A 16861-nucleotide genomic window follows, 5' to 3' on the forward strand; every position below is an offset into this window, starting at 1 on the left:
CAAAAAATTATAAGTTATTTATCAGGACAATAGTATTGACGTGGCCAACCAAATTCAGTCAACCTAGTTAAGCAACCATTTCTAATTCTCTACCCACTGATTCAAAAACGTTAGGACTTTGATAATCCAGATATGAATTCTTTTGAATATTTTTTACGTTTTGTCATTTTCGATCTCCAATTAAGATTATTATCTCTTAACTAGGTAGTCGAATCCATTAGACCACGTCATATTGCCGCTTGTAACAATTCATTCAATATTAAATTCTATTTTTCAATGTCAAAGATTTTAGATAAAACATCAAATCCATAATCCCTTCCTGTGCCTACCGTGTGTGTGTGGAAAGTAACTTAAAACTATCAATAGTTGATAATAGTAATGAACTTTAGTAATTTCGTTAATATTGTTAAACAGAAATAGTGTTTACTGATTTTTTTGTGTTGCTGACTAACTCTGTAAAAGATAGTGTTAATATAATTATGATCATAAGCGGAAATTAACCACTAGTTAATCCTAATAACCGCTTCAAGCGCTTTTCCCCTTTGCTAAAAACGAATCACATTGTAAGATCAATAACTGAGACTTAATTGGAAAATTTGTCCGATTTACATCCGCTCGCCATTAGTTTTGTCATCGCCAATAAGTTTCGATACAGCTGTCTCTAAATTAACTGACTTACCAAATAAGTTGCCTTTAAAATTACTGTATATAAATTTAAGTATAAAACACCTTAATATAAACCTCTTCGATTATATTGCTTCAAAAATAAGATAAAAAAAATCCGATGACCTTACGATTACCGGATTTTTAAAACTTACTTTTTGAGTATGCTAGGCGTAGTTATCTAAACCCACACTATAACAATCGAGTCTGTTATTTTTGGCGTCTTCTTAAGAAAGCCAAAGGCAATAACAATAGGCCTAACCAGCCCATAGCGCCACCACCACTACTTTTACGTGAAACAGGCACTGTAGGTATTGCTTCATTAATCACATTAACCGTTTGTGATACAGAAACTGAATCAGTTCCATCATTCACTGTGACTGTGAATGTTAAGCTTGCGTTGCTGTCAATTGATGGAGGCGTAAATGACATCACACTTTGGTCGGTATCAGTAAGAGTGGCAGCTGGACCAGACGTTTGTTGCCAGTTGTATGACAAGGCATCGCCATTTCTGTCAGAGGCGACAGCAGTAAGCGAGCTAGTTGCTGATTCAGTTATGCTGCTGGTACCGGTGACACTGACGATTGGAAGTACATTGTCACAAATAGCAATGTTTCCTGCTACCACTTTAGAGAAAACGGGCGAAGCAATATTGCTAATAGTCACTTGGTCAATTACCCAACCAAAGTCAGCTACAGAACCATCCGAAGCGATCCTGAAACGAAGCCTTGCCGTGTTACCATTAAGGGCGGTCCCAAAGTTAACTTTTTCCATATTACCGGCAGAAGTAGCAAGATCACCATTGATGCCAGTAAATGTGCCTCTGGTACTACCTAATGCTTGAGCAGGATTGGGTTGTAGTGTTGCAGTATAACCGACATCAAATGTTCCCCCTACCGAGGTGACATCTACCCATTCACCGCCGTTAAGACTGATCTCAATTACGCCACCATCCCACGTTTCTTCTAACCAATAGAAATGCCAGAAACTCATTTCGAAGTTACCGCCATACCCTATCTCAAAAGTATCGGTCTCATAAGCGGCATCTGATTCAAAGTCATTGTTGTTTAAAAACATGGCTTGTGTGCCTAAGTCAACGCCAGGATTCAACGAAGCAAAGAAACCTATATTGTCACTGTTATCTATGCTTCTGGTACCTGCGGCGAATTCACCACCACGCAAGATGTTTTCTTTCCAGTTATCAAGTAAAGCGATAGACTCCATATCATCAGTGCTTTTTTGACTCACTGGCGGCAGCTTTTCAAAGGCCAGATTAACCAGAGCTGTTAGAGATAAATCTGTTGCTTCTTGAATATCATCACCTTCCACTGCTTCTAGAAAGCTAACCTTTAATTCCAACGTATCTGCAGTTTCGGCATTATTTAGAGTGATCATAATAGGGACACTGATGGCACTTTCAAATGGACTAACATCGGCAAACGTAACCATACCATCATTTTCTAGGGTTACATCATGATCGCTAACCACTTCAATTTTAGCGGTTACGCCTGCAAGAAGTTCGCTACCGGCATTATTAATGGTGACACTTACTGTACCTGTTTCGCCTTGATCTAATACACCGTCATCTGAGCAGTAACCTAAAGTATTGCCGCTAAATGTGGGGTTCAAACTAAAGCTACTAGCATTATAAGTAGCGAGTTGAGTTTCAAATGACTCAATCACACCTACATTATCTCTGCTGAATCTATCCGGTGAGACGGCTCCTAAACCTAATCCACGTTTGGCAAAAGCCGCCAGGGCTAGGGTGAAATCATCAGAGTCGGTGGCTAATATATTGGCTAGTATGGCGTCTCTGGCTTCAGTAAAGGTCGGTGAGATTGGCGTCATTTTATATCCAGCAACCAGGTAATTAGCCATTTTATCTTGGGCAATGGTAAAACCATGCGTATTGATTAAAGACACATACACTTCCCACAAACTGGCGGCCCAAATTTCCCCTGCTGCATGTGGTGAACCACCATTGGTTGCAGCTAAGCCAGGAGGCGTTGAACCACTTTCAATATATTGGAAGGTTAATGGATTAACTGCCATGTCGGTAGAATAAGGTGCTCTACGAATACCGGTGTCGAAGTTTTCTACATAGGTACCGGTTGGGTATGATAGGCCAAATTCTTGGTTGTCAGGGATCGCTAAATCGGACTCTAAGGCTAAGAACATTAGAGAGTGGAAGTCTCCCCAACCTTCTCCCATGTTACGTCCCTGGAAATTGTTGAGTCCATTAGCGTTACCTATAAGACGGTTCGAAATGTAATGGCCCCATTCGTGGGCTACGATGCCATTATCAAAGCTTGAGTCTTTTAATGGAAAGTTACTGAACATCTCCACTGTGACAGCCGTACCATTATCAATTAGGTCATATATGGCATTACCTTCGGCAAAGTTAAGACCGATGCTGGGGATAGTGACAGCAGCATCTGCGCCGCCCATAGGAGCGGGAGTTCCATCATCATTGTTATTAACAATGATCGCGGCTACAGCTCCGGCATTTTGTGCGTTAAATACTTTACCGGTAAAGTTACAGGCACCACGGTCAATTATGGCTATTTTTCCAGCTAAGTCAGGACCGTTTATAGTAGATTCACAACCATCATTGATTGGCGCAGTATCATCTGCCAAACGTATAACATTGCCTATTATATCACTATACTGTTGGGCACCAAAAGCGGCGAGTTGAGTTGACTCTAAAAGTCCGATGCTTGCATCAGAGGTCACTGTCCCTCCAAAATCCACCCCAAGGGTTGCGTCTTTACTGTTCCACAAAAACTGCTGCATCCTAGGGCTACCACCGTCTGCAGGGGTACTCATGTTAGCATTATTCAATCCCGAATAATCCTGTGCTTGGACTTCTAGAGGATCGCCTTCTACCCCCCCACGACCAGAGTTTGATAACTGGGCGTTGCCCGCCGCTTCATCAAAACCATAATCATAAAAGAAATCATGCATGAAGTTGGTCATGTAAAACAGGTTAACTATCGCTGATTTTCTGTTGGCAAAACTATTATCTCTTTCGCCTGAACGAAATTCATAGTCAAACGTCTGACTAGCCGTCACCTCTGCGGTAAAATCACCATTGGTAAAACCTTGGGGGGGAATGACATCGGCATAGGCAAAAACGTTATTACCTGAAGTGATTACGGCATCTTCAGTTAGCCAAGGATCTTGAGTACTGATTTTACTAAACTGAGAAATCGTTACCAATGGCATATCGACGATAGTCGTGGTATCTGGGCCAACAGTCAGTTTAGGGATAACATCACCGTGCGGGCCTTCCATTGGGTAGCCGTCTTGGTTAGCGAATACCCGGTAAGTGAACTCGTTATCGTTTGCGCTAAGAGTGTGTTTAAACAATACCTTGTTAGTCTTAGAGTCTATGACATAACTGAATAACTCACTGTCTGTACTATTTTTGTTAGCAAGGTCTATCTCAACATAATATGCACTTCTTAATCCATCGTTGGCGTCAAATATAACCTTCTTCGCTCTCGGCTGTCCGACTATTATTTTGTTACCTCTCAGGTTTGAAATGTCAAACACTTGATATTTGCCAGCGGCTTCCACTTCGGTTAGTGCGACATCTGTACTGTTTTTAGTCAGAGTGTTGATAGCCGTTTTTATGGCTTGCTCAGCATTTCCTAAGTTAGCAAACAGACTCAGGTCATGGCTGTTGGCTTTGTTTTTTGAGAAGTAGCCTGATGATGCAACTAAGTTAAGCTCTCTGTCTAGCATCACGTTCACTTCACGGTTGAATACTTCAATACCGTTTATTTTTTGTCTATATTTTGCAACTATTGCGCCTTTCTTGATATCATGCAAATTGACCATTTCAGCTGTTTCAAAAGCCCCTTTTACATTACTTACGCCGGTTAATGCCGTCATATAATGTGCGGCACTAAAGGCCACATGCTGCTCTTTAGCTATACCTGTCAGATTAGGCGTAGGTGTGTTTTTATTTGCCCATAAGAAAGTCGCTTTACCTAAGTTTTTATCGAAATGACTGCGCATTCCAGATTGGCTAGGTGCTTTGGCTAGTGCCTGTTGTTTACCAAAATCAAAACTGCTAAAGGCTGCAACACTAGATGTGTTATTTTGATTCAGCATATTTGACATTAATTTAACTTCTGTGGCATCTGCAGCAGTGGCTGCTAAAATAAGCCCAATAGAAGCAGATATAAGTGTAGGTTTAAAATAATTCATAATTTTCCTTTTTTATTTTTTATTTTTTATAAATTTTAACTAGCTATAGTTTTTATACTCAAACCTAACTCAAAAAGCAATAGATCAATGCACTAAGTTTAATACGGCGATTAACGTTTAGTGGGAAGAATTTGTCGGGCTTACGTTGCTGTGATGAATTTATTTGCACAGAAACTAGTGGGTTAGGAATGTCATATTCACCAGAGGCTGTCGTTCATTTATTGAGGCTAAAAGTGCTGTTGTTAAATGCATTGTTGAATATTACAGCCCGGCTAGTCCCCCTCAGCTATAACGGGGAACTAACACCAAAGGAGTCAGATAAAAGATAATAGTTTAAATATAAGTCTGTGCCCAAAATTAGTTGACCAATACAGTTAGAGTGTAAGTAAGCGCGTAATTAGCCCCACATACCAATCTTAACCGAGCTTAATCATAATTATCTCAGTAAACTAACATGAGGTAATTATGGATATTCAACACAAAAATAAGCACTGGCAAAACGTCTTCGAGCAGCAAAAAAGTAGCGGCTTAAGTATTATTGGTTTTTGTCGAGAAAACAAAATAAGCGGTTCAACCTTCTAAGGTTGGCGAAAACGACTCGCTAGCCAAACTACGCAAACGCAAACTCAACAAATCATTCCTTTCGTTATTAATTAGCCATCTTTTGTATAATCATCCATGATAAAACTACCATGCCAAAGGGTTACCAAGTAGATTTTGATACTATGTTAGCGCAATTGTTGAAGCTACTTTGATGCATCTTCCCCAACGAATGTATCTAGTCACTGGCTTTACCGATATGAGAAAGTCTATTAATGGCTTGAGTATTATCAATAACGTAAAAAAGGAAACTCACATCAGACTGCGCTAACAAGCTAATCAAAGACTTCTCCTTGATAAGTAATTCTGTCATTACCACGAAACAAACCAAATGTGGCCGTAGCAGTAGGGTTTGCATCAAATGATTTGGTATCAACGCCATTCCAGTTCCAGTCATACTTAAGCCATGAATAAATATCATACTCAATATTTATTGTGCCCTGATGACCTGCGCCTGGAGCCGTTAAAGTTATGGCTCGGGTTTCACCTTTCTCAAGTTGTCCTGTGGCGGTATTCACACTGGCTAAATTTTTATCTAATGTACCTGAATTAAGTATGATATTGCTCGCATTATAAAGTGTACAGCTGTCTTGTTCATTGACCACATAACGTCCACTGGCATTTAAATACTCTGTCGATAATTTTTGAGGAAAATTGGCAGTTTCGGGGCCAAAGCTATTTTCGATTAAAGCACGACCAAAGCGAAGGTTAACACTAGTTGTACTGGTAATATCTTCGGGATTAGTAATGCCAATACCATCACCATCAACAAAGTTATCTTGATCAATTAAAAAATCAATATCATTGTCTTGTGCAATAACCTCTGAATTTTCATTACGTGGATAAAAAAAGTTATCTCCACCGTTTAGCTCATAATGCAATATCCCTGCTTCTAGTGGTAAACCAAAGCTAAAGGTGCCAGCGAATAGGTTGGCGGTTAAAGGCAGAAAATTAGTGTCTTTACCTAAAATAGTAGTGTCTGTTGTAGGTCGTATAATAAAATTAGCCGCAGGAGTAAATTTGTTATAACCCGGTTCTGTATAATTTTGTACTGTGACACCTTGAACATTTTTTGCCGTTAGTTCAACAACAGGATTAGCAAGATAAGATATTGCCCCTTTTGCACTATCACTCACCATAACTTGTCCCGTATAGGCAAAAGTCGTATTTTGATTACAAACGGCAAAAAGGGCTCCTTGTTCTACCACCGTTTGTTCAAAATAATCAGGGGTAAAACGTCCTATATTAAGACTGTCGGTGGTAATGATATTACCTGAGAAGCCATAGTCGAAATCTTGCAGGTCGAGCGTTAATAAGCCCACTTCAGCATAAGAGGCACTGTGAGTAGAAGACACTCCTAAATTGAAAGAACTTAACGTAACGCTTTGATAATTCGGCGTAAGACTACTTGATATTATGCCATTACCATAGTTAAACGTACCATTAACGCCACCTGCCGTTGGACCTGTTCTCGCTAACAATAATTGAATATCATTAGGAATATAATTAGCCGTAATGTTGGCTGGTGAAGTGCCAAGAGCGTTATAGGCTGTTACGGTAAAATCAAATAGTTGTCCCGCTTTATGTTTTATAGCTGAGCTACTCGAATTGCCAATGATAGCGCTGCCACTAGCTGTTGCAGTAACAACTAATTTTTCAGGGCTCACCCAAAAATCATTACTCTCGCCAACTAGGCTAACACTACCCACATTGTATTTAGCATACAAACGAATTTTTCCAGCGTCTAAATACACTGGCATTGGGATGGTTGCTTTACTCTTAGCACCAAAATCAAGTGTTATGATTGGAGTATAAGTGGGATATTTATCAATACTTGTACCTGAAGTGCCATTGACTTTAAAATTTAAGCCCGTTGTTACGCTAGGTGCAATATTTTGTTGTGACAATTCAATATCGATATTACCCCTGAACAAGCCGGTACAAACCCCGTTCACGTTCTCTACTGCTTGCAGTTTTATTATATCTGCAAAGTTATTGCCACTTGTTTGATTGCCGATAGACGTTGTTTCAGCAGCGCCATATAAAAACCTGAAGCCTGCATCGGTAAATATCAGTTCACAACTGGTTGAGTCGCCATTTTTACATTCATACGTTTGATCTATACTTAACGTTGCTGTGCCTTTATTAATATAAGAAAAGTTAGCAACAGTACTGCCTCCAACAACAGTTACCGTTTGATCAAGTATCCCATTAATGGATAACTTCACGTCAATAGCATCAGCGTATAAAGTAGAGCACGTTGTATCCGCACAAACCTTGACCGTAAAGTTCTCGGAAGCGCAAGTCAAACCTTGGCCATCATGCTCAATTTGAAAGTGATTGAACGCAGGTGCTGCTACCGAGCAACTGGCTGACACCGGCACGACCAGTGTGGTGTCGTTAGTTACACTGTTGGTTATGGTGACTACCCCTGCACCCGATGCAGCCACACTGCCACCCACTCGTGAGTCTGTTAAAGTGATAGCGCCTGCTATGGTGGATATATTACCTCCAATAAGATTATTCGTTGACGTCACAACACCTGCGCCTGTAACGATTATATTGCCTGCAACCGTGCTTTGACTACCGACAGTAATGGCCCCTGGAACGCTTCTGATATCACCGCCTATTTGTACATTGGTTGTTATTGTGACAACACCGGCGCCGGTGGTGATGACGCTGCCACAAATCGAACTTCGATCCCCAACAGTGATGCCACCTGCGATAGTTTCAATATCACCGCCAACCGAAACATTTGTCAAAAGAGTGACAACACCTGCTTCGGTGGTAATACTGCCACCAACAATCGAACTTCCATCCCCAACAGTGATGCCACCTGCGATAGTTTCAATACCACCGCCAACTGAAACATTTGTCAAAAGAGTGACAACACCTGCTTCGGTGGTAATATCGCCACCGATAATAGAACTTCCACCAACAGTGACACCACCTGCAATAGTTTCAATACCACCACCCACTGAAACACCGGGCGAAAGAGTGACAACACCTGCTTCGGTGGTAATATCGCCACTGATAATAGAACTTCCACCAACAGTGACGCCACCTGCAATAGTGTCAATACCACCACCCACTGAAACACTGGGCGAAAGAGTGACAACACCTGCTTCGGTGGTAATATCGCCACCGACAACACTCGAATCGGCGACATTAACTGCACCGAGATCTGTGTGAATAAAACCACCCACAGTGCTGGTTGCACCTAGGGTAACAACGCCAGTAGTAGTGCTGGCTGTGATATTGCCGCCAATAGAACTTCTCGCGCCCAAATTAATGGCGGCAGTGCCAGTCACATTTGCATTTAAAATAGTATCGGCACCTAGTGTCAGCACCCCATTAGTGACAATATTTAAGTCCGAGGTGGTGCCTTGAGCATTAATCAAATTACCCGCGACCGTTGTGAATGCACCAGTGAAAGTAACGGTGACAGGTGTTGTTAGCAATCCTACTGTGATGGTGTCTCCATCGGCAAGCGTGAGCGCACCGCAAGTATAGGAAGTTGTGCTTGGTAGATCATCACGACTACAGCCGGCAGGCAATTTACCAGCTGGCAATTGACCCGCTAGGGGGAATTCGTACTCTGTCGCCGCTTGCGCTGGCACTCCAGTCAGTAATATCGACAGCAGCGCAACAAAACGTAACAGCCCACAACAGGTAACAGTGGCATTTGAAATAATGTCATAGCGGTGTATGGTTTTACTTTTTTGCATTGTTAATACCGGTTGTAAAAGTGGATTAATTGTTTTCAATGTTTAGTAATATTTCCTGCTTAAAAATAGGTAAAACTACAATATTTAGTATCGGTATTACAAAGGATTTTAATCGTTGATTATATTATCATTACAATTCCAAATATACTCTTAAAATTCAAATGTTAGGGCAAGATCATGAACTTTTATCTTTTGCAAAAAGTATGATCAAATAGACCCACATATTTCAGTCACCAATACGCTGAAATGGTCAAATAAACTTGGAGACTTCTTTAGGTATTTCTCTAAATTTTATCTAATAAGAAGGAAAAAAATAACAAGCGACTATCGCTAGTCGAATGTACGCAACTGGCGAAAATGTAACTTTCATATTTTATGTCACCCTAAAAAAATAACCTGACAGATCAAATTAAGACTTATTAATATAAGGCTGTTGATTAATTAATTTCTTATATGTATGACCTTTTGTTCAGCTTCAAGTTGTTTAACTAACTTTGCTGAGTCGCATTACAAGCATCATTTTTCTATTTAAAGCTGCATAATAATTTTCTATAACTCATGGCGTTCAGTTTTATAACGTTGACATTAAATTTTTGTTAATAGTGAGCGTTATTTTTAAGCTGCCATTCATTAACCAGTATAAATAAATCCAAGATATTGCATACTACTTCATCAGCTAACCTTAAAAAAAACGATGGTTTTGCCATCGCTTTTTTAAGATAATCCAAGTCATTAACCTAGGCTTTGAGTTAATTAAAAGTTATAAGAGGTACTAATGAACATGTTTCGGCCTACCACATCATAGATACTCGGTACTGTGCCCATATCATTACCGCCAAGTACTGTCTCAGGTTCAGTATCAAAAAGGTTTTTAACGCCGCCATTAACAGCCCATTGGTCATTAATATGGTATGAGGCAGAAATGTTATGGTAGATAATATTATCAGTGGCGAATTGCTCACCGTAATATTCACCATCCATGCCACGAATAAACTGTGCACTATAAAGTACGGTTAAATCTTCAGTGGCATAGCCAGAAATCGATAAATTAGACTTAAAGTCAGCATAACCACCAATATTGCCATCAATAGTACCGGTGTAATCTGTGTCATCTTGTTCAAATTCAATTAAGTACGTGGTATCAAAAGTAACTTTAAACAAGTCGTGGCTATAGCTGACATTCCAATCAATACCTGAAGTTTTTTGCGATCCTATATTGGTTAATTGAGCGCTTAGGTCAGATAAATCACCACCCGCCGTAATATTTACCGCTGTACATGAAGCTTGAACACCATTAAAGCAGGCATTTAATTCTTGCTGAACATCAACGCGGCTAATGGCGTTGGTAATATCAAATGCCCAGTAATCTATTGTCGTAGAAAGGTTGTCAGTTAACTCCAACACAGCACCCAAAGTAAATGACTCGCTTTCTTCAGGCTGTAAGTCTTCATCACTGGTGTAATTGACTTTAATTTGTGGATCTAGCTCATTTCCCCATGGGTCACTCAAATAGTCATAAGAGCCGCTGTCGCCGCCGTATAATTCACTTACACTCGGTGCTCTAAAACCTTTAGCGGCTACTGAACGCACCATAAAAGAATCATTCACTTGATATGTGGCACCTAGTTTCCACGTTATCTCACCACCAAAAGTAGAATACTGGTCGTAACGCGAAGTAGCTTCAAAGGTTAACTCATCAGTGACTGGCACTGAGACTTCACCGTAAACTGATTGCACAGAATAGTTACCGTCAGTAGCAAATTGCTGTGCTGCGGTACTTTCACCTTTTTGAGTCACTTCATCAGGAGTATAGTAACCACTTTCATGACGGGTTTCAAAACCCAGCGCATAACCAATATCGCTTTCAGTTACGCCGCTATAACCGGCAGCTAAAGTGAATTGCTCATTGCCGCCTTCGTTTTCCTCATTGTATATAATGCCTTCAGACACTAAGACACTTTTATCAAATGCTTCGCCACTGAACCAAGTGCTTTGGTCGTGGTAGATACTGGTTGCCATATTACCGGCATGAATCGAATTTTGAACACTGTCTTTCGAGTCATTTCGACCGTATGTTGCCGAAATATCCCACATAGCATCATTCTCTAAATAGCCTTTAAGGCCAATTGACGCGCGATAAGTATCAGTTTCTTGTGAGTAAATGCGTGGGCCAGCGTCAATCATACGACGTCGGTAATTTACTTTATCATCAATAACATGGTAATCATCGGGATCATCGATAGCTGAATTAAGTTCATCAAAAACGTCTTGAATGTTGTCAATATGTATAGAATTCAACTTATTGGTGGCTAGATCTAAGTTCCTGGCTGTGGTGCTAATTGCTGATTAGATTTACGGCTTGTATACATTAAATCAACATTGAGCTCAGTATCTGAATCTAGCGAAGCATTGTAAGCCGTAAAGAAGCTTAATAATTCATTGGGTGTTTGTGCATAACTATCAACAGTATAGTCGTATGAGGTGTCTCTTGATTTAAAACCACCTGATTCATCTGCAACTAGACCCGCTAAAGAACTTTGCGGAATAAATGACGATGCACCCGGTTCAACAAAATCACGGTCAGATTGAATGATTTCACCACGGTCAGAATACTGTAAACCTAAAACTAAATTGCCATTAGCTAGCTCTACGCCATGTAAGATATTAATACCTTTACTGGTAGCATCACCTTTATCAGTTTGGCTGCCTTCAATAGTTAACTCAGTACCAACGAAGTCTTTTTTAGTAATAATATTAACTACACCGGCAATAGCATCAGAACCATAAACAGCAGACGCACCATCTTTAAGAATTTCAATCTTTTTGATCATGGCAACAGGTATGGTATTCAAGTCTACGGCTGAATCAGCACCTGTGCCTGATGACACCATACGGCGACCATTTAATAGTACCAAAGTGCGTTGAGCACCCATACCACGCAAATTTACTGTTGCCGTGCCGCCTGAGCCGTTGTTAGTAGTAGCACCTAAACTCATGCCTGCAGCAGTAGGCTGTGCCGATAATATTTCTGCTACTGAGGTGTAACCACTTTGAGCAATAAATTCTGACGATATTACCGTTATTGGGCTGGCTGTTTCAATATCAGTACGGTTAATACGTGAGCCTGTTACCTGAATACGTTCAACACTTACCATTTGCTCTTCTGCAGCACTGACCTAACCAGCAACAACTAAAGAGCTAGTTGTACCTGCGAGTAAAGCAACGCGAATAGCATGGCTTAAAAATTTTTCTGAATACATTAAATTCTCCAAACATCGATTATAGCTTTTTTATAAAATGGTGTTTTATCACGTAAAGTAATTTTGCGACAAAAGTTCAGTAAGGTTTGTTATTTAATGTTGAAGAGTTGTCATCTAACGTTGGAGTATTGTAATTTTTATTGTGAACCTGTTATTTCATGTTAAAAATCAACCCTTAATCTAGGTTTAAATGGTTGTTTTATAATCATAATAATATGTTGTCGCTATAAATAGTTTTCTATTATCATGCTTTAAAGCCATGTAACCAAAACAGGCAGTTTATTTTGCACATAAAAAAACCGGCAGAAAGCCGGTTTAAATTATGTTTTTTTAGCACTACGCTGCCATTGCACCTTTTAACTTTGCTAAGGCATTTTTCTCTAATTGTCGAACACGCTCTGCTGATATTTCATATTTATTCGCTAACTCTTGTAAGGTGGTTTTTTCGTCATGCAACCAACGCGTACGAATAATATCTTGGCTTCGCTCGTCAAGACCAACTAAAGCATTACTTAGCCTTTTATTGGCATGCTGCTCCCAATTCGAATCTTCTACTTCAGTAGCAAGATCGGATTGTTTATCTTCTAAATATTGCGCTGGAGAATAAGTACTAGCGCTGGCATTATCATCATCATCAGTTGATAATTCGAATGCTTGGTCTTGATTACTCATCCGAGATTCCATTTCCAAAACATCTTTGGGTGTTACACCTAAGGTTTCAGCAACATTATGGACTTCATCGTGACTAAACCAACCTAAACGCTTTTTATTTTTGCGTAGGTTAAAAAATAATTTTCTTTGTGCCTTGGTAGTGGCAACTTTAACGATACGCCAATTTTTTAGCACAAACTCATGAATTTCAGCTTTGATCCAATGTACAGCAAATGAGACTAGACGCACACCCACTTCTGGATTAAAGCGTTTAACCGCTTTCATTAAGCCTATGTTACCTTCCTGAATTAAGTCAGCTTGTGGTAAACCATAGCCAGCATAACCTTTAGCAACATGGATAACAAAACGAAGGTGCGACATAATTAACTCTTGCGCCGCTTTTAAATCATTTTCAGAATATAAACGAGTTGCTAATTCACGCTCCTTTTCAGCTGTTAGCATTGGAATGCTATATGCCGATTGCACGTATGCCTCAATGCTGCCACTTTTGGGCACAGTTAACGCCATTGATTGCATTGCTTCACTCATTTAATAACTCCTCTATCTAATCTGGCCGATGATAATAACATAAACACCCAAACCACCTCAAGATGCTCATTTTAGTGATATACAAAAATAATACGGCACAGGGTGCATGAAAGATCAACATGATTTTAATCAACTAACACTAGCTTAGAAGACAGAGTGAAACAATACTCTCTGCCAGTTTTTTCATGAATAATTTGTTAAAATTTGTCACCAAGATGAAAATCAGTATAAATTACAAGGTGGTGAGTAAAAAAAGCAACTACAAACAGAGGATATTAATCTGCGGTTGGCTCAATTGCTCGGATATGCTGACGTACAGAAATGAAACTGCCTAATAAACCTAAGCCTATTGCCGTGAGTTGTAGTATCGCTAATTCGTTAAATGATAAGCCTGATAAAACGAATTGGCTTTGATACAGATCAGTTAACTGGCGTAAAGCGCCAGAAATATAGTTAGCTAAAATAGCGACACAAATACTCGCGACAAAACCACCGAGTAACCCGTACCAAATGCCAGCATATAAAAATGGCCGCTGAATAAAATCATCTGTCGCACCCACTAATTTCATCACAGCAATCGCATCTTTTTGGTTAAGTATGGCCAATCGAATGGTATTGCCAATAATTAAGACTACGGATAAACACAATAATATGGCGATACCGATAACAACATCTTCTATCAGAGCAGCTATGGCCTGTAATCGAGTTAGCCATTCCAAGTCTAGTTTACCTTGATCAACAGCACGCTCTTGTTCTAATTTAAGTAATAACTCATGGGCAGCTTGTGCCTGGCTAAAACGTTTAATTGGCGTTACCAATAAGGTTGCCGGCAATGGGTTTTCATCTAAATATTCCAATGCTTGGCCAAAACCAGAACTCACTTTAAACTCAGTTAATGCCTGTTCAGCAGAAATATAAATAACATTGGCTACTTCAGGGTAAAGCTGAATACGTTGCACTAGGTTTTGTGCAACTTTGTCTGAGGTTGATAGCTGTAAAAACAAGGTGATTTCTGAGGCAGAATTCCACTGTTCGGTCACCGTTTGGGTGTTTTTTACAAACAAATGTAAAGTGGCAGGCAAGGTTAAACTAATACCTAAAACAAGTACGGTCATCACCGAAGTAAAGGGTGTGCGCCACAAGTCACCTAAGCTTCCTATAGCTTGCTGCAAATGCCGTAAAACTCTGGCAGTAATACGTCCGGTCCAGTTTAAATGCTGACTATTATTGTGGCGAGTGTCACTAGCTGCCATTACGTTCACTTATCGTTTGTAAACCATCAACAATACCATCGGTGATCATATGACCTTGCTTTAAAGTCAGTGTGCGATACCTCATCCGGGCAATTAACCCTAGATCATGAGTCGCAATTAATACACTAATGCCCATATCATTAAACTCTTCAAATAATCGAATAATATCTAATGAAAGCTTAGGGTCTAAATTACCCGTAGGCTCATCTGCTAGTAATATCGGTGGCTTATTAACGATCGCTCGAGCAATGCCGACACGTTGCTGTTCGCCACCCGAAAGCATATTTGGAAAGCACTTTAATTTACTGGTTAAATGCACTTTATCAAGTGCCGCTTCAACACGCTTACGAGTTTCTTTGTGGCTATAGCCTTCAATAATCAAAGGCAGCGCAACATTATCAAAGACAGTGCGGTCCGGTAACAAATTATGGCTTTGAAAAATCATACCAATACCACGCCGTACGTAAGGGATTTGTGCATACTTAATGGTAGATAATTCAGTACCATTGATCTCAATACTGCCCACCGTTGGCTTTTCCATCACACTCATGAGTTTCAATAAGGTACTCTTACCAGCGCCAGAGTGACCCGTTAAAAACGCCATTTCGCCAGGAGCAATAGTGAAACTCACTTTCTTAAGTGCTAAAAATCCTCCTGGGTAGGTTTTACTAACGTTATTAAATCGGATCATATCAAGTCTTATTACTCTTATGCTTCGCGTGTGAACAAGGCATCAATAAAGTCACTGCCATTAAATGGCCTTAGATCATCAATACCTTCACCAACACCTAAGTAGCGAATGGGAATAGCATGCTTATCCGCCACAGCAAAAACAACACCACCTTTTGCAGTACCATCAAGTTTTGTTAATACTAATCCAGTTAAACCCACAGCTTCGTTAAAAAGCTTAGTTTGGCTTAAGGCATTTTGTCCGGTACCCGCATCGAGCGTTAACATCACCTCATGGGGAGCATTAACATCGAGTTTTTTCATTACTCGCACCACTTTTTTCAGCTCTTCCATCAAATGGCTTTTATTTTGTAAGCGCCCAGCCGTATCGGCTATTAACACGTCAACACCACGCGCTTTAGCGGAACTGATAGCATCAAAAATAACCGAGGCACTATCAGCACCCGTATGTTGAGCAATGACAGGCACATCATTTCGATCACCCCATACTTGTAATTGTTCAACAGCCGCAGCACGGAAGGTGTCTCCTGCTGCCAACATAACCGACTTACCTTCGGCCTGAAATTGCTTAGCTAATTTACCAATAGTGGTAGTTTTACCCACCCCGTTAACGCCAACCATTAAAATAACATAAGGGCTATTAGATGATGGAATCACTAGGGGCTGGGTAACAGGTTCAATAATTTTTTTCAGCTCAGCTTTTAATAAATCATATAAAGCTTCGGCATTTTTTAGTTGCTGACGCGATGCAGATTCTGTTAACGCTGTAATAATTTTTGTCGTGGTTTCAACACCTACATCTGCTAGCAACAAATGAGTTTCGAGTTCTTCAAATAACGCTTCATCAATTTTTTTACCGCTAAATAAACTGAAAAGCCCACCCCCTAAATTTTGGCGTGTTTTAGTTAAGCCCTGCTTTAAACGAGCAAAAAAGCCAACTTTGGGCTCTGGCTCTGGCTCTGGCTCTGCAGGTAAGTCTTCAGTAACGGCACTGTCAATTGCAAGCTCTTTTGCCGGTGTTTGCTGATTATTTTGAGCCAGTTTTTCTTCATGACTCATCGCATCAGTGGTTAAATGCTCTTCAGAGGCCGCTACTTGCTCAGTCTCGTCAATAACATTCTCAACAACTGAGGCCGCGTTTTCTTGCTGTTTTTTACCTAGACCTAACCAGGAAAACATACCTTTTTTCTTTGACATAAATGTATTTACAATATTAATTTGATGTAGAGGTTTACTACTAAAACCATCTATC

Annotated in this window: 7 protein-coding genes and 1 pseudogene; 1 reads left to right on the top strand and 7 read right to left on the bottom strand. The window is 40.1% G+C overall.

Annotation, left to right across the window (positions count from 1 at the left end; all coding sequences use genetic code 11):
- Positions 1 to 873: 873 nt before the first annotated feature.
- Entirely contained in the window at positions 874 to 4878 is a 4005-nt protein-coding gene (locus H4J46_RS13480; RefSeq protein ID WP_182233963.1) for a rhombosortase-dependent M36 family metallopeptidase, read from the bottom strand.
- 465 nt (positions 4879 to 5343) lie between these two features.
- On the opposite strand from H4J46_RS13480, the gene tnpA reads away from it, so the two are divergent.
- Positions 5344 to 5460: an IS66 family insertion sequence element accessory protein TnpA gene (gene tnpA / locus H4J46_RS17715; protein WP_404851796.1), complete on the top strand. Its 117-nt coding sequence runs from the start codon at positions 5344 to 5346 to the stop codon at positions 5458 to 5460.
- Positions 5461 to 5753: 293 nt separating this feature from the next.
- Here tnpA and H4J46_RS13490 read toward each other — a convergent pair whose 3' ends face one another.
- The 6 genes and pseudogenes from H4J46_RS13490 to ftsY all read right to left on the bottom strand — a co-directional run bounded on the left by H4J46_RS13490 (position 5754) and on the right by ftsY (position 16806).
- Entirely contained in the window at positions 5754 to 9206 is a 3453-nt protein-coding gene (locus tag H4J46_RS13490; RefSeq protein WP_182233964.1) for a DUF6701 domain-containing protein, read from the bottom strand.
- A 753-nt stretch (positions 9207 to 9959) separates the two neighbouring features.
- Positions 9960 to 12361, bottom strand: a pseudogene (locus H4J46_RS17345) (TonB-dependent receptor plug domain-containing protein).
- Between the two features lie 441 nt (positions 12362 to 12802).
- A complete protein-coding gene (gene rpoH / locus H4J46_RS13505; RefSeq protein WP_182137088.1) occupies positions 12803 to 13666 on the bottom strand; it encodes an RNA polymerase sigma factor RpoH in 864 nt (287 codons plus the stop codon).
- A gap of 275 nt (positions 13667 to 13941) precedes the next feature.
- Positions 13942 to 14919 (bottom strand): permease-like cell division protein FtsX, encoded by a 978-nt coding sequence (gene ftsX / locus H4J46_RS13510; protein WP_182233966.1) that lies wholly within the window; start codon positions 14917 to 14919, stop codon positions 13942 to 13944.
- On the bottom strand, positions 14909 to 15610 hold the full coding sequence (ftsE, locus tag H4J46_RS13515) for a cell division ATP-binding protein FtsE (protein ID WP_182233967.1): 702 nt from the start codon (positions 15608 to 15610) through the stop codon (positions 14909 to 14911). The genes ftsX and ftsE overlap by 11 nt, the downstream gene beginning before the upstream one ends.
- Positions 15611 to 15627: 17 nt before the next feature.
- Entirely contained in the window at positions 15628 to 16806 is a 1179-nt protein-coding gene (ftsY, locus tag H4J46_RS13520) for a signal recognition particle-docking protein FtsY (RefSeq protein ID WP_182233968.1), read from the bottom strand.
- Positions 16807 to 16861 lie beyond the last annotated feature (55 nt).

The organism is Colwellia sp. MB02u-6 (assembly GCF_014077095.1).
Lineage (GTDB): Bacteria > Pseudomonadota > Gammaproteobacteria > Enterobacterales > Alteromonadaceae > Cognaticolwellia.